This is a genomic window from Paragemmobacter amnigenus (assembly GCF_009908265.2).
Lineage (GTDB): Bacteria > Pseudomonadota > Alphaproteobacteria > Rhodobacterales > Rhodobacteraceae > Paragemmobacter > Paragemmobacter amnigenus.
In genome coordinates, this window is record NZ_JAAATX020000013.1 from 67,718 (window position 1) to 82,563 (window position 14,846).

At 58.1% G+C, this 14,846-nt stretch carries 14 protein-coding genes and 2 tRNA genes; 9 read left to right on the forward strand and 7 right to left on the reverse strand.

Annotation, left to right across the window (positions count from 1 at the left end):
* The first annotated feature begins 56 nt into the window (after positions 1 to 56).
* A complete protein-coding gene (locus GU927_RS17290; protein ID WP_161763707.1) occupies positions 57 to 293 on the forward strand; it encodes an Lrp/AsnC family transcriptional regulator in 237 nt (78 codons plus the stop codon).
* A gap of 99 nt (positions 294 to 392) precedes the next feature.
* Here the strand turns inward: GU927_RS17290 and GU927_RS17295 are convergent, their stop codons facing one another.
* Together GU927_RS17295 and GU927_RS17300 are read right to left on the reverse strand one after the other, a co-directional pair.
* The gene (locus GU927_RS17295; RefSeq protein ID WP_161763708.1) at positions 393 to 1,454 is read right to left on the reverse strand and encodes a quinone-dependent dihydroorotate dehydrogenase; all 1,062 of its coding nucleotides are present in this window, start codon (positions 1,452 to 1,454) and stop codon (positions 393 to 395) included.
* On the reverse strand, positions 1,451 to 1,789 hold the full coding sequence (locus GU927_RS17300; RefSeq protein WP_161763709.1) for a DUF952 domain-containing protein: 339 nt from the start codon (positions 1,787 to 1,789) through the stop codon (positions 1,451 to 1,453). The genes GU927_RS17295 and GU927_RS17300 overlap by 4 nt, the downstream gene beginning before the upstream one ends.
* A 97-nt stretch (positions 1,790 to 1,886) precedes the next feature.
* On the opposite strand from GU927_RS17300, the gene GU927_RS17305 reads away from it, so the two are divergent.
* The 3 genes from GU927_RS17305 (at position 1,887) to GU927_RS17315 (ending at position 4,030) form a co-directional block, all read left to right on the forward strand.
* Positions 1,887 to 2,537 carry an SOS response-associated peptidase gene (locus tag GU927_RS17305; protein ID WP_161763710.1) on the forward strand — a complete coding sequence of 217 codons (651 nt, stop codon included), beginning with the start codon at positions 1,887 to 1,889 and terminating at the stop codon, positions 2,535 to 2,537.
* A gap of 253 nt (positions 2,538 to 2,790) precedes the next feature.
* Positions 2,791 to 2,864 (forward strand) — tRNA-Gly (locus tag GU927_RS17310).
* Positions 2,865 to 2,920: 56 nt separating this feature from the next.
* A complete protein-coding gene (locus GU927_RS17315) occupies positions 2,921 to 4,030 on the forward strand; it encodes a site-specific integrase (protein WP_161763711.1) in 1,110 nt (369 codons plus the stop codon).
* A 58-nt stretch (positions 4,031 to 4,088) separates the two neighbouring features.
* On the opposite strand, the gene GU927_RS17320 is transcribed toward GU927_RS17315, so the two are convergent.
* A complete protein-coding gene (locus GU927_RS17320) occupies positions 4,089 to 5,078 on the reverse strand; it encodes a tyrosine-type recombinase/integrase (RefSeq protein ID WP_161763712.1) in 990 nt (329 codons plus the stop codon).
* Between the two features lie 48 nt (positions 5,079 to 5,126).
* The gene (locus GU927_RS17325) at positions 5,127 to 5,672 is read right to left on the reverse strand and encodes a recombinase family protein (protein WP_161763713.1); all 546 of its coding nucleotides are present in this window, start codon (positions 5,670 to 5,672) and stop codon (positions 5,127 to 5,129) included.
* A gap of 154 nt (positions 5,673 to 5,826) precedes the next feature.
* Between GU927_RS17325 and GU927_RS17330 the strand changes: the two genes are divergently transcribed.
* From GU927_RS17330 to GU927_RS17350, 5 genes are all read left to right on the forward strand, one after another.
* Complete coding sequence (locus tag GU927_RS17330) at positions 5,827 to 7,293, forward strand: putative bifunctional diguanylate cyclase/phosphodiesterase (RefSeq protein WP_217765716.1); 1,467 nt, start codon at positions 5,827 to 5,829, stop codon at positions 7,291 to 7,293.
* Complete coding sequence (locus tag GU927_RS17335; protein WP_161763714.1) at positions 7,286 to 7,735, forward strand: BLUF domain-containing protein; 450 nt, start codon at positions 7,286 to 7,288, stop codon at positions 7,733 to 7,735. The genes GU927_RS17330 and GU927_RS17335 overlap by 8 nt, the downstream gene beginning before the upstream one ends.
* Positions 7,736 to 8,288: 553 nt before the next feature.
* Positions 8,289 to 10,193, forward strand: coding sequence for a DEAD/DEAH box helicase (locus GU927_RS17340; RefSeq protein ID WP_161763715.1), 1,905 nt, complete (start codon positions 8,289 to 8,291; stop codon positions 10,191 to 10,193).
* 571 nt (positions 10,194 to 10,764) lie between these two features.
* Positions 10,765 to 10,838 (forward strand) — tRNA-Gly (locus GU927_RS17345).
* Positions 10,839 to 11,036: 198 nt separating this feature from the next.
* Positions 11,037 to 11,654, forward strand: a complete 618-nt coding sequence (locus GU927_RS17350; RefSeq protein WP_161763716.1) for a hypothetical protein — start codon at positions 11,037 to 11,039, stop codon at positions 11,652 to 11,654.
* Here GU927_RS17350 and GU927_RS17355 read toward each other — a convergent pair whose 3' ends face one another.
* The 3 genes from GU927_RS17355 to fabB form a co-directional block, all read right to left on the reverse strand.
* The gene (locus tag GU927_RS17355) at positions 11,655 to 12,542 is read right to left on the reverse strand and encodes a S8 family serine peptidase (RefSeq protein ID WP_161763717.1); all 888 of its coding nucleotides are present in this window, start codon (positions 12,540 to 12,542) and stop codon (positions 11,655 to 11,657) included. It abuts the gene before it with no gap.
* Between the two features lie 194 nt (positions 12,543 to 12,736).
* Positions 12,737 to 13,543 (reverse strand): enoyl-ACP reductase FabI, encoded by an 807-nt coding sequence (locus GU927_RS17360; protein ID WP_161763718.1) that lies wholly within the window; start codon positions 13,541 to 13,543, stop codon positions 12,737 to 12,739.
* 30 nt (positions 13,544 to 13,573) lie between these two features.
* The gene (gene fabB / locus GU927_RS17365; protein WP_161763719.1) at positions 13,574 to 14,803 is read right to left on the reverse strand and encodes a beta-ketoacyl-ACP synthase I; all 1,230 of its coding nucleotides are present in this window, start codon (positions 14,801 to 14,803) and stop codon (positions 13,574 to 13,576) included.
* Positions 14,804 to 14,846 lie beyond the last annotated feature (43 nt).

Genomic DNA, 14,846 nt, shown 5'->3' on the forward strand with positions numbered 1-14,846 from the left:
AAATTGTCTCGGACGGGCGGGTTGGATAGGCTGCGCCCAAGATCAGGAGGCCCATGATGCGCTGCGTTTTCGTCCAGTTCCGCTGCACCCCCGGCAAGACCTATGAGGTGGCCGAGGCGATCTATGACCGCGAGGTGGTGAGCGAGCTTTATTCCACGAGCGGGGAATATGACCTGATCGCCAAGATCTACATTCCCGACGAGGAGGATGTGGGCCATTACCTGTCGCAGCGCCTGTTCGACATTCCGGGGATCGTGCGGACGCTGACCACGATGACGTTCAAGGCGTTCTGAGCGGGCACGATTTTTCTTGCGAAAAATCAGGGGGCTGCCGCCCCCTCGGCGCTGTGCGCCTCACCCCTGCGGGTATTTGGACCGGGATGAAGGGGCGGGTCAGAGCCAGCGGTCGCGGCCGGTGCCGGTGGCATCGGTGATGCGGGCAAAGCCGTTTTGCGCGGCGATGGCGTCGAGGCCGTGTGCGATGCGGGGGATGAGGGTGAGGCCCTCGTAGACCATGGCGGTGTAGAGCTGCACCGCCGTCGCGCCCGCGCGGATCTTTTCCCAGGCCTGTTCGGGGGTGGAGATGCCGCCCACGCCGATGAGGGGGAGTTTGCCTTGGGTCAGTTGCGACAGGCGCGCGAGGGTGCGGGTCGATTTCTCGAACAGCGGCGCGCCGGAGAGGCCGCCGGTTTCGCCGCGGTGGGGGCTGGAGAGGCCGTCGCGCGAGAGGGTGGTGTTGGTCGCGATGATGCCGGAAATGCCCGAGGACACAGCGGTTTCGGCGATTTCGGCGAGGTCGTCCGCGGTCAGGTCGGGGGCGATTTTCAGGAAGATCGGGATGGGTCGGGCGAGGGTGGCGCGGGTGTCCATCACGCCTGCGAGCAGGGCGGAGAGGGCGGCGCGGCCCTGCAGGTCGCGGAGTTTTTCGGTGTTGGGCGAGGAGACGTTGACGGTGGCGAAATCGACATGCGGGCCGCAGGTGGCCAGCACGCGGGCGAAATCGGCGGCGCGGTCGGTGCTGTCCTTGTTCGCGCCGAGGTTCAGGCCGACGGGGACGGGGCCGCCTTTGCGCGCGGCGAGGCGGGCGGCGATGGCGTCCATGCCTTCGTTGTTGAAGCCGAAGCGGTTGATGGCGGCGCGGTCTTCGGTCAGGCGGAAGAGGCGGGGTTTGGGGTTGCCCGGTTGCGGGCGGGGGGTGGCGGCGCCGACCTCGACAAAGCCGAAGCCCGCGCGGGAGAGGGGCGCGATGGCGGTGGCGTTCTTGTCATAGCCCGCGGCGAGGCCCACGGGATTGGGCAGTGTCAGGCCCGCAAGCGTGGTTTCCAGCCGCGGCGAGGTGACGGGGCCGGGCAGGGGGGCGAGGCCGGATTGCAGCGCGCGCAGGGAGAGGCCATGCGCCACCTCGGGGTCGAGGCGGTGCAGGAGCGCGAGGGCGGTGCGTTCGACGAGGCTCACCACACGCCTTCCGGAAAGATATGGCCGGTGGCGCCGAGGGGGAGAGATTTGTCCCAGACCACATCGGACATCTGCAAGTGCCTGTAAAGATGGGGAAAAAGCGCGCCGCCGCGCGAGGGTTCCCATTTCAGCGCGGGGCCGAGCCTGTCGGCGTTGAAGGCCACGAGGACGAGGTCGCTTTCGGTGGCGAACCATTTGGCGGCGGTTTCGGCCACCTGCGCGGCGGTGGAGAAATGGATGAAGCCGTCGGCAAGGTCGACGGGCGCGCCAGCGGTTTCACCGGCGGCGCGGAAGGCATCCCATTCGGGGCGGCGGAAGATCTTGTAGATCAGCATGCGCGGTTCATGCACCGCGCGGGGCCTTCGGTCAATGGTTGCCGGTCGCGCAGGGGGCGGGTTTCCTTTTGCCACGTCGGGGTTAACAGTGGGTGACATGTGCGGACGATTCACCATCACCCATCCCGACGAGGCCATCGCGCGGCTGTTCGATGCCGTGATCGGCAATGACCTGCCGCCCGTGCCGCGGTTCAATGTCTGTCCCACGACGCAGGTGGCGGTGGTGACATCGGACGGGGGGGCAAGGCGGCTGCGGGCGATGCGCTGGGGGTTCATCCCGCAGTGGTACAAGGCGCCGAATGACGGGCCTTTGATCATCAATGCCCGCGCCGATACGGTGGCCGTGAAGCCCGCCTTCCGCGAGGCGGTCAGGGCGCGGCGCTGCATCGTGCCTGCCAGCGGTTTCTATGAATGGCAGGAGGTGGAGGGGCGGAAATTGCCCTGGTATTTCAGCAGGGTGGATGGCGAGCCCATGGCCTTTGCCGGGGTCTGGCAGAGGTGGGGGGAGATGGACACGGTCGCCATCGTATCGACCGATGCAGGGCCGGGGATGCATGGCTTGCATCACCGCGAGGCGGTGGTTCTGGAACGGGCGGACTGGCCGCTGTGGCTGGGCGAGGCGGGGCATGGGGCGGCGGTGTTGATGAAGGCGAGTGCGGAGGGGGTGCTGCGCTGTCATCGGGTGGATGTGCGGGTCAATTCCAACCGTGCCGAGGGGGCGGAGCTGATCGAGCCGCTAAGTGCCTGAGGGCGCTGGATTTACGGGTGGATTTTCGGGGAACGGGCGGTGCGGTTGTTGTGCCGCGCGCTGTACCGCTGGCTGTGCATACGCGCGGTGGGGTGCGGGGGCGTTAACCATCCGGCGGGCGGGGTGAGTCGCGCGGGTGGTTGGCGGGTGGCGGGGTGAACCCCGCCCTACGGGGGCACGTCCGGGACGGGGGCTTTCGAGGATTGGCGGGTTGCATCGGGCGGGCGGGATGGGTAGAAGGTGGGCGCGCGACGCGGGTATGGTGTAGTGGTAGCGCCTCAGCCTTCCAAGCTGATGGGGCGGGTTCGATTCCCGCTACCCGCTCCAGAACTCCGTTTTTGTTGTTTGCACTCAATGGCTTAGGCTTTTTGAGGCAACACGATATGAACACAAAGCTCGGTGCGCAACACACAACGACAATCAACGGCCTCCTATACTACAACAGACGCGTGCCGTCCCATGCGGCGAAGGCATTCGGTTCTCAGGTCCGCTTGAGGGTAAGGGATCAGGCCGAGGCTGACCGACTCACGCGACGCCTGAATGACATCTGGGCCGAAGAAGAAGTCACCCTGTCAGTAGACGTCCAAACCCTGTTGGCAGTGACAACAACAAAACAGGCATGTCTGACCGCTATAGCGGCGGAGTATGTCGAGATCAGGGGGATTCAGTCTAACCCGACGTTAAGCAGTGCGCTGCTGCTGGCCGAATTGTCAGGTGACATGGCAATCGACTGCTATGGGCGACAGGATGCACGGAACTTCGTGAAGGTCCTGACGGATAGGGGAATGCGCACCACTTCCATACGACGACGGCTGAACTGCCTGAGTGCTGTGTTCAACTACGCTTATGCCGAGTACGAGGTGGCACGCAGGAACCCGTTCAGCAGGGTCATGATCGCTGGAGAAGGTTCAGATCGCGTCAGACGGCATCCTATTCCAACTGAGAACCTGAGAGACCTTTACCAAGCCTGTTTGGCTACTGACAGACCTCTGCGCTGGGCGATCCCCATCATAGGCGAGACAGGGTGCCGTATAGCGGAAATCATCGGTCTGCGCCGCGTAGACGTAGCCTCTGACTGTTCAAGCATTAGGATCGTTGCACACGGTGCGAGGCGGTTGAAGACTTCCGGCTCAGAGCGAACGCTGCCCCTTGTCGGTTATGCGCGCTTGGCGATGGAACGGCTTATGGATGACGGGAGCGATGACTACCTATTCCCGAACTACCTACGAGATGGACAGATACTGGCGACGCATGCAGGCAACACGCTCAATAAGTGGCTAAAACAACAAACAGCAGGCAAGACAGCACATTGCTTGCGACATGCATTTAGAGACCGCCTGAGGGCCGTTGAGTGTCCAATTGAACTGCTAGATGCGCTGGGCGGTTGGAGCGTTGTGCAGGGCGCCGGCAGGCGCTACGGGGCAGGTTACACTTTGGAGCAGAAGGAACATTGGTTGGGGAAGATCGCTGTATCTCGCTGCTACCGTAAGTAGGCTGCCTAGCATCTCTGTGATGTCAGCAGGTCGATGAAACGAAATTGGTCACTGGACTTTATGTACTGTTACGGTGTGCAGCAGCTATACGTGCTGACGCTGACTGACCCACCAGAAATTGGCTTCCATACCGTGCTGGCATCTCAGCAGACTTCCACCGCCCAGACATGATAATTGAACCCATGTCACATCCAATCTTCATGGCATCATGTACGCCCCCTACTCTAGTGCTGTGCGACGAAACATCTTTTCTGCCCGTCGCGCGCCGCAAGATTTGAGTGAACGTGACAGAAAGCAAGGGTTTTCGGCAACCATTGTCATATGAGGTGATGAACATTGGCTCTGGCGGCGTGAGTTTTGCTAGCCTTTGCCAGTCCTGAACTGCATTTACTGCTTCGATTGAGAGGTAAGCAAACCCACCAGAGGAGTAACGATCAGTTTTGGATCGCATTATTCGCAAGATGGCTGACCCATCTTGTTGCAAGACCATATCATGCATTCTTAGTGCAGCAAGTTCACTTGAACGGCACCAACTATCCGCGGCCACTAACAGTACCGCCTTATCTCGTACATGGAGCCTAGATTGGCCCATCTTTGCTATAGCATCCATGATATCCTTGCGACATATAGGTGGTGCCTGTTTTGATGGCTTACTGTAGTGCTTCCGCGCGGCCATGAACGCTAGCTTGACTATTGGATGATTGCGTGGCGATCTAAGGAAACTGGCTCGATGGAGTTCAGTTACAGCACTGAGTAAGCACTCAATGGTTCCAATCGCATATATGGGCGAGAGATCATCAATCATTCTTGCAACGTGGAACGGGCTTAGCGGCGGCGTAGTCGAGAGGCCCAACTCTGAAAAGTAACGCTCAAGAACACGCATCATCACGGCACGACTGCGCCTTGTGGATGGGGCAAAAGCCTGATCAGCCCGTCTTTTGTACTCAGCAATAAGCACTTCCCTCTCATCGGTTCCTGCATTCAAAACCGCGACGCTTCGAGCAAGCCGCTCTTCCGTGTCGTGGGAGATTGCTTCAAATTCGTTCATCTTGACCTCTAATTGTGACAGCGGCTCTACCACACAAAAAAGTCGATTTTACTTGGTGTTAAGGGCTCGATGCACAGACATCCGGCTGATCCCCATCATCTCTGCGATCTTGTAGGTGCTGTATCCCTCTTCACGCAGTGCGTAGATACGATCCTTGTCGATGGTAGCCTTGCGTCCCTTGTAGACACCAGCAGCCTTTGCCTTTGCGATACCCTCTGCCTGTCGTTGGCGGATAATGGCCCGCTCAAACTCAGCTACTGCCCCAAGGATAGACAGATAAAGCTTCGCAGCGCCATCGTTGCCTTCCGGCGGGAAAGTTAAGTTGTCTTTGATGAAGCGGATGCTGACCCCCTTGTTGTTAAGGGTGGTCACGATGGACAGAAGGTCCTGAAGGTTACGGGCTAGACGGTCGATGGAGTGAACAACAACCAAGTCCCCTTGACGCACCCAGCCAATCATCTCCTGCAACACAGGACGGTCAGAGGCACTGGCTCCCGAAACCTTTTCTTCAAACACCTTCTCGACTTCACCAAGGTCCTGACGTTCCAAAGATTGGTCGATGGTGCTGACCCTTCTGTAGCCGACGACAGCCATTGTAGCCTCCAGTGGTAACATATGCCTCTAGAGTTACTGCATGCTCAGCAACAAATCAACGATTCGCACCCTAATGTTACCAATATTTCTGCTTGGCGTAGTAACTGTCCACCAGCAACACAGGGGTATACCTTCTGAACCATCCAATATCCTAATGACCGCAATGCTTGTGGATGTGTTTACAGAAGCCTGCCGCATCATAGGATATACCAAGGTTTGTCTGAGGAACTATCAAGCAAGGATCATCATGAACCTAGACCTGCAACACAGTGCCTCGATGACTGACCCACTTACCGGTCTGTCCAACCGTTTGGGCGTTGAGACTTATCTGCGAGAGTTGCCCGACGAAATCACCGCAACTGGCGTGTCCGTTGTGACTATGGAGTTGGCCCGTTTCGGCAAGGTTAATGATAGCTTGGGGGCTGACCTAGGGAACAAGATCATTAGTACAGTGGCGAAGCGTATCCAAAAGGTGTTCTCGCATGCTGACTGGATAGCCCGTACGCATGGAGATCACTTCTGCCTAGTATTTACTGGTGGAATAGATATTTATGAGCAGATCGAGTTACTGAACGATTTCACGCAGCGTCCACTTGCCTTGAGGGGCGAGGTAATCGTCTTGAGTGTGCGTATCGGCGTCTCGGAAATTGGCCCGTCTGTCGAATCCACCTCATATTTGTTGCATGCCGCAGAAGTGGCCTTGCACCGCGCAAAGCGGGAGCAGATGAAACGCTGCTTCTTTACTCGAAATCTTGAACATGAAGCGAAAGAGGCGCATCAACTTGAGAACGACCTGAGGGTATCTCTTGTTTCAAACCATGTGGAGCTGCATAAAGCTATCAGCAATAACGAGTTTAAATTAATGTATCAGCCAATCGTTGATGTTGCGAGTGATACGGTCCACGCCGTTGAGGCCCTAGTTCGCTGGAACCATCCAAAGCGAGGGCTTATTTCACCTGCTGATTTTATTCCTATGGCAGAACAGATTCAAGTAATGGATGTGTTGGGAAACTGGATCATTCGACGTGCCTGCTCTGATGCTCTAACGCTCCCAACGAACTCAGATGGATCACATGTAGGTGTCAGTATCAATATCAGCGCAACTCAGTTTATTGAATCTGAAATACTAGTATCTACTGTTAAACAGGCTCTTGAAGAAACCAACATAGAGCCGCAGCTTGTTAAGCTGGAGATTACAGAGTCTGCAGCCTTTGGATCAGAAAAAATCCGAACCATTGACGCTTTGAGAAAGCTTGGCTGCAAGACCGCTTTGGATGACTTTGGAACTGGCTATTCGTCATTGACACAGTTAAATACAATTCCATTGGATTACATTAAGCTCGACCGATCTTTCATCGCTGCTTTGGGGGGTGAGGATCAGCTTAAAGATCAGCGGAGCGATCGTATCACGCGTGCAGTGCTTAGCATAGCGCAGACGTTTAACCTTCTGCCTGTAGTGGAAGGCGTCGAAACAAGTACACAATGTAAGCGCCTTCGAGACTATGGTGCCACTCTCATCCAAGGTTACCTGTTCTCTAAACCCTTGGAGTTGGACGAAACTCGCAAGTTTATTGAGAACTTTGGCAAAAAAGCTCAAGTAAAGGGAGTCGAACATGCCTAACTTGTACAATCTTGCTTACATCAGCAAGAACACGATAAAGGGCGACAGTGAAAAGGTAAGAGAGGAGATAAAGAGTATTCTTGCCTCCGCCCACAAGAACAATCCTGATATGGGCGTGACGGGCGCTCTTCTTTATTCAGGCGGCTACTTCTGTCAAGTGATTGAAGGGCCAGAGGATGTACTGGAGGAACTCTACGAGACTATCCAGATGGATGATCGTCATGGAGAGGTCACGGTTTTGCATTTTGAACCGATCGAAGAGCGCGGCTTCAGCGAATGGGCAATGGCGTTAGCGGGAATTGAGGATGATATGCGATTTGATCTCGATGGCGTGCTTGGTTCAAAAGACGAATTGAAGATGAAGGAAACTGGAAAAGATTTGGTAGCGGTTTTGGAGAAAATGGTGAAACAACACCAGTCTGTGCTGAGCGGTTCTGCTTAGGTCAAGTTTTCGTGAGCAATATAGCCAGAATCGGAAGGTTGCAAGAAGTGAGACCTCTTTGGTTCATATATCGATCTTTTTTGAAGGGTTACTTCCGTCCCACATCAAGCCACTAAGTTCACCGAGGTCTCCGTTCTTGCAGGTGTGCAGCAAGGTAGAGGCTTACCCAAGAGAAGCATCCTCTCAATCAAAATTGCGATCCATGCGCTAAAGCCTCTGTAAATAGAGGATCACTAGGGCAGGGCTATCGGCTGCTTTCTATCATGTGATCGCAGCGCGCTGGGCTGTACTGATTGATTGGATCAGTGGTGGTTATGTTGTTGAGCCATCATGAAAATCTATATATAGTTGTTGTGTGGCAGCGTTGCACTAAATGTTGAGGAATGGCGCATCCATCTTCAATCGCAAGAAATTTATGAGTTGCCACTTGTAATTCTGGAAAGCACCTCCCATCTACATCGGACGAGTCGGGCGAAGTACCCTTTGCGGTAGCGCGACGCACACACAGACGTTCTGCCTGACCAGCCAAGGGTAATCCGAAGCTGGTTTTTTCGTGTCCGCACAACTGATCTCGGCCCACAGGAAGCGTGGCAGTCCTTTTGAGGGAACAACTGTTTTTTGCTTGGAGTTCTTAGGAAAAATGAACGCGTCACCCCGATACTACTCTAACTGGCAGCAGGCCGTCCAGCGCACACGCGACGAGCAAGGAGGGCTTCTACATCTCTCTAACTGGCAAGTTTATTCGGCACGGTTGGTTTCAACCACGATCTCGTCCGTTGCTCTAGGGCCTTATCGCGGCGCCTTCTACATCTCGATGCCTACGGGGGCGGGCAAGACGACTGGCGCGATCTGGGGCATGGTTTATGTCCTTACGGAAAATCCTGACGAGCGTATCTGTTTCCTTACACCTTATCAGGAGGCGGTTGATCGTGTGTATGGGGACCTTGTTGCAAGACTGGGTGCCGACGTTGTTGGCCGTTACCATAGCGCGGCTGAGGTGAACAAAGAGGCTGAGCTGGCGAAGCAGGTCGTCATCCTGACGCATCAGTTTGTTCAGGCAAACAAAGGTCGTTTGGATGACCGCACCCTGTTCATTGTCGATGAGGCCGTGTTTTCAACGGGTGAGGCGTCGCTGACGCTTAAGGATTTTGCCGCTGCGCGTGATTGGGCAACAACAAACAATGTCCTAAGCGGCGAGTTTGTGAAGTTATACAGTTTTGTCAACGGCTTGGACCAGCAGGTTCATGGTGGGGGGCCGAAGTATGTTGCCATGCCGTCTGATGCTGACCTGTCATTTGCATCGACCATCGCGGAAGAACTGCACCTGCCTAGCCATAGCCAGACCATCGACAACATGGAGGTGATGAGTGCGGTTCAGTTGTTCTGTCAGGCGCTGCTGAACGGCACGGCATTCCTGTCACGGGGGGATAAGTTTAACAACGGATATACTCCGACGTTCTACGCCGCGGTGCTGGGCATCCCTAATCTTGAAAAAACGGTCGTCCTGACAGCAACGGGGCGGCTGACCTACGATGTGGCTGGTCGCTTCACGTTGACCTCCAGCGCCGGTTACTTTGTGCAGCCCAACTACAAGAACCTTCGTTTGGTCAACCTGACGGGGCCAAAGTTCAACGGACACTACAAGACTTGGGGGCAGGCACAGATCAAGGATGACGTTGTGACCTATGTCGATTGGGTCATTCAGTCGGTCGCAGAAGAAAAGGTGTATCTGACGGTGCCAAAGCAGGTCTTGGACAGATGCCTGATGGGCTATTTTGCTGATCCGAGCGGGGGGAAACAGGAACTGCCATTCATGGTCGAGCGACACGGCAAGCAGATTTGGGTTTCCCATCACAGCCTGTCGATCGGGTCCAATGACTACAAGGATTGTGACGCTGTTATCTACCTGTTTGACGACCACAGGCCGCAAGAGGTGTGCATTCAGCGTTATCATACACTGACGGGGGAGCCTATCACGGACGAAGTGTTGGAAGCCGTTAAGGGAAAACTGACTGGGGCCTACAAGAAGATTAAGGATGCCACCTATCTCGAGAACATGATGCAACAAATCGGGAGGGGGCGCATGCGAACCTACAGTGAGGAAGTGGCGAACCCTATGACCGCATATGTTTTCTCACAACGGGCTGGTCTGTTTGACAAGCTGGCGGATCAGTATCCCGACTGTAAGCGAGATGAACTCCTTTACCAAGGGATCGCTGCACTGGCGCCAAAGGGACGTGTTAACCGCATCCTTCAATACCTCCGGCAACACGGTGCAGGTCGAGACGTTCCTGCTGACGAAGTGGAAAGAGCGGTTGGATTTCCTTTACGTCGTGTTGGCTCTGCCCTTGAGGACAACCACGACCTACGGACGTTGGGTTACGTATACAAAAAGGGCGGGAAGGGACGTGGGAATATGGGCATGTTTCGTAAGGTCGGTGAACCAACAAAACCCTAGAGCGGCTCTTCTTGAACGCTTCCTGTAGGTCAAAGAAAACAACAACAAAAGCAGGAGTTTACCATCTTTCTCCCCCTTCTTTTCACTTCCAGCTTTTTTGGAAAAGGAAGGTTGAAAGGGAAGATAGTTGACTCCTGCTGCCTCTTTTGTTGCTAAAATGTTCACTTTTACAATAAGTACCTTTAGGAAAAGAGTACATTTTCTCTCTGTTGTTGGTGGATGAACAACACCCTTCTTGGGAAGAGCCGCCTTGTGGTTTTTCTTAGTGAGCAACGTTCTGTTGTGGGCCGTCTGCCTTCGGCGGTTGAATTTTTTCTCTAGGAAGAGATGGGGGTTACCTAACCAAGTCGCATCGTCCCACCTCTTCCCAAGGGTCCCAAGACGAAGGTGCTGTTGTTGTGTGTTGTTGTTTGCCGAGCCATGAGGTGGCGTTCCTGCGCGTCTACCAATGCACACAAACGTTCACACAAGGCTGGTTTGGTGATAGTTAGAAGGCGAGTGCACATGAAAAACGTACTGTGGACGCGGAGTGGCGCAAGCCACGGAAGTCATTGAGCAGAATGCGAAAATGGCTGGTATGGTGTAGTGGTAGCGCCTCAGCCTTCCAAGCTGATGGGGCGGGTTCGATTCCCGCTACCCGCTCCAGAATTTCCAATACAGATCGATGCGGTTTGCCCCCTTTGCGGGTCATGGCGGCCCTTTGCCGGATCGGCCCCGCCCTTTGGCATGTTGTCCGGACGGGGCGGCTGCGGGAGGGTGCCGCGCGACCGGCACGGAAGTTGAAGGTCGCTCTGTCGGGGGTGTGACGGCTTTACCTTTTCGTCACGCGGATCGGATGGACTTGTGCGGCGCGAAGCGGGAACGGGGTTGAAGGCGCGGCGGATGGGCGGGGTGTTCCGGATCATGGCGGCGCTGGCGGTGTCGGCGGTTGCGATGTCGGGCGGGGCGGCCCGCGGGCAGGGGTTCTGGCAGGATACCTATCTGCTGGATGTCTATGCCGGTTCGCAGCGGTCGGCGGCGGCGCGCGAGCTGAGCCGTGGGGGATACGAGCTGTCGGGCGGGGGCTATGTGGATTTCCGCGACTGGTACAGCCCCGGCTTTCCAGATGTGACACTGTTGTTCCTGAGACAGGTGACGACCGATTTCGGGATCATCTGGGGGGTCAGCACGGGGGAGAGCGGGGAGAAATACCGGATCGATCCGGCGCTGCATCTGGGGTTTGTCTACCAGTATGTGCCGTTCGAGAATACGGTCATTTCGGTCAAGGCGACCTGGCCGCTGTTCGGGAAGATGCGCGAGCGGACCTGCGAGGCGGATTACGGCGATATCGGGGGGGTGCAGACGGTGAATTGCCGTCTTGCGGCGGACCCGATGCCGGCGGAGGAGACGCTGGGCTATCTGGTCAATCTGGACGGGGAAACCGATGCACGGATCAGCATCGGTTTCACCTATTCGTTCTGATCACTTGATCGCTGTGGGGGCGAGGGCGCGGGCAATGCTCGCCTCGCCACGGCCATGGACCGAGGCGGAATAGCCCGCGATCGTGTCGGTGCGGGCGGTGTTCAGAAGCTGGTTCGTGATCTGGGTCGGCGTCGCGCGGGTGAATTTGCTGCCCAGAACCGACGCATAGCCCGACACGATCGGCGCGGCGAAGGAGGTGCCGTAGAGGTTGGTCTGGTTGCCGGTCACGCCCACGACGAGAAACTGCTTTTGCACGGTGGCGTTGCTGCCTGCGGTGTTGGAATACCATGCCATGGTGGCAGGGTTGGCGGTGGTGCCATGGCTATTCAGCGCGCCGACGAAGATGGCGGACTGGCGGCCGATCAGGTCGCGGTTGAGATAGTCGAACTGGCCCGCGCTGTTGGCGGTGCCGATGGCGACGCCGTCATTGCCTGCGGCCTTGACGACCACGGCCTTGCCGTCGCGCGCGTAGGAGATGATGGAGGTTTCCCGCGCGCTCCACCCGATGGTGGAGTAACCTGCGGGGGCCATCATGCCGTAGGAGAGGTTGAGCGTGTTCAGCCCGCGCTGGAGCGTGACCGCCCGCGTGTTGCCGAAGTCGTGCAGATAGACCTTGGCCGACGGGGCGATCATGCCCGCCTCGAGCGCGGTCCATTCGCCATGGCGGCGGGTTTCGGTCACGCCGCGCAGGTTGCCGGTCAGGCCGGATGTGCTGCGGAAGTCGTCCACGACGGTGATCGAGGTGCCCTGACCACGGAAGCCGAGCGACCATGCCTGCCCGATCTCGGGCTGCATCCACGGGCGGAGGTCCTGCGCCGTGGCGAGCGTGGCGGACAGGGCCACAGCGAGGGCTGCAAGTTTCAGACCGACAATCTTCGGCATACGCATCGGGCATCTCCGCTGGTCACGATCACTGTGGTCGGTGATACGTCAAAAATCGCGCGCCGTTCAATCGGCGCGGGCGGAGTCTGCGTCTGTCCGGTTACTGCCAGATGGATGGAGGGTGACGGAAGTATGGATTTTGCGCGCAATCCGCGGGAATCCGGCGGTGGCGGAAATCCCGTTTCGGCAGGGGCGGGCGGTCAGCCCTTGTCGGCGCCGCCCAGATTGTCCTGCTGCGGCATGCCGAGGACGTGGTAGCCGCCGTCGACATGGACGACTTCGCCCGTCGTGAAGCAGCCATAGTCGGAGGCGAGCCAGACGGCGGTGCCGCCCACGGATTCCAGCGTGGCGTTGGAGCGGAGGGGGGCGTTCGCCTCGGTATGGCGGTAGGTGGCGCGGGCGCCGCCGATGGCGGCACCGGCCAGCGTCTTCATCGGGCCGGGCGAGATGGCGTTGACGCGCACCTTCTGCGGGCCGAGGTCGTTGGCAAGGTAGCGGACGGAGGATTCCAGCGCGGCCTTGGCGACGCCCATGACGTTGTAATTGGGCGTGACGCGGTTCGAGCCGCCATAGGTGAGGGTGATGAGCGTGCCGCCTTCGGGCATCAGTTCCGCCGCGCGGCGCGAGACGTCGATGAAGCTGTAGCAGGAGATGGCGAGCGAGTTGGTGAAGTTGCCGCGCGTGGTGTTGATGAAGCGGCCCGTCAGTTCGGTCTTGTCGGAATAGGCGATGGCGTGGACGAGGAAATCCATCCGGCCCCAGCGGTCCTTCAGCGCGGCGAAGCAGGCGTCGAGGCTGTCGTCATTCGTCACGTCGACATCGACGAGGAAGTCCGACCCGACCGAGGCGGCAAGGGGGGCGACGCGCTTGCCGAACGCCTCTCCCTGATAGGAAAACGCAAGCTCTGCGCCTTCGCGGGCCATGGCGGCGGCGATGCCCCATGCGATGGAGCGGTCATTCGCCACGCCCATGATCAGGCCGCGCTTGCCCTTCATCAGGTCTGCCATTGTCCCTGTCCCCTTTTAACGTGGCTTTTGTCAGCCGAGGTATTTGCTCATCACCAAGGTGGCGTTGGTGCCGCCGAAGCCGAAGCTGTTGGACAGCACGGAGTCGATGGTTACGCCTTCGCGCAGGGTCGTCACGATTTCGGACGGGTCCAGCGCGGGGTCGAGGGTGGTGACATTGGCCGAGGCCGCGATGAAGTTGCCGTTCATCATCAGGAGCGAATAGATCGCCTCGTGCACGCCGGTGGCACCGAGGCTGTGGCCGGTGAGGGATTTGGTCGAGGCGACGGGGGGCGTCGACCCCTTGCCGAAGACGCGGCGGATCGCTTCCATTTCGGTGACGTCGCCCACGGGGGTGCTGGTGCCGTGGGAGTTGATGTAGTCGATCTTGCGGCCCTGCGGCAGGGTGGAGAGCGCAAGCCGCATGGAGCGTTCGCCGCCTTCGCCCGAGGGGGCGACCATGTCATGGCCGTCGGAGGTCGCGCCGTAGCCGGTGACTTCGGCGTAGATCTTGGCGCCGCGGGCGAGGGCGTGGTTCAGCTCCTCGAGCACCACTACACCGCCGCCGCCTGCGATGACGAAGCCGTCGCGGGTGGCGTCATAGGTGCGGGACGCGGTTTCGGGGGCGTCGTTGTATTTCGACGACATCGCGCCCATCGCGTCGAAAAGGCAGGAGAGCGTCCAGTCCAGTTCCTCGCCGCCGCCGGCGAAGACGATGTCCTGCTTGCCGAACTGGATCAGCTCTGCCCCGTTGCCGATGCAATGCGCGCTGGTGGAGCAGGCGGAGGTGATGGAGTAGTTGACGCCCTTGATCTTGAATGGCGTGGCAAGGCAGGCGGAGGTGGTGGAGGACATGCCCTTGGTCACGCCGAAGGGGCCGATCCGTTTGGGCGAGCCTGTTTCGCGGACGATGTTGTGGGCCTTGAAGAAGGATTTGGTCGAGGGGCCGCCGGAGCCCACGATGATGCCGGTGCGTTCGTTGGAAATCTCGGCCTCGGTCAGGCCGGAATCCTTGACCGCCTGATCCATGGCGATGAAGTTGTAGGCCGCGCCGTCGCCCATGAAGCGCAGGTCGCGCTTGTCGATATGGTCTTCCAGCACGATGTTGGGCTGGCCGTGGACCTGTGAGCGGAAGCCGCGTTCGGCATATTCGGGGGCGAAGACGATGCCCGACTTGCCTGCGCGGAGCGAGGCTTCGACCTCGGCCGCGGTGTTGCCGATGGGCGAGACGATGCCGATCCCGGTGATGACGACGCGGCGCATGGGGCCTCCCGTATCCTTGAGCTTTGGATTGTCTCTAAGGGAG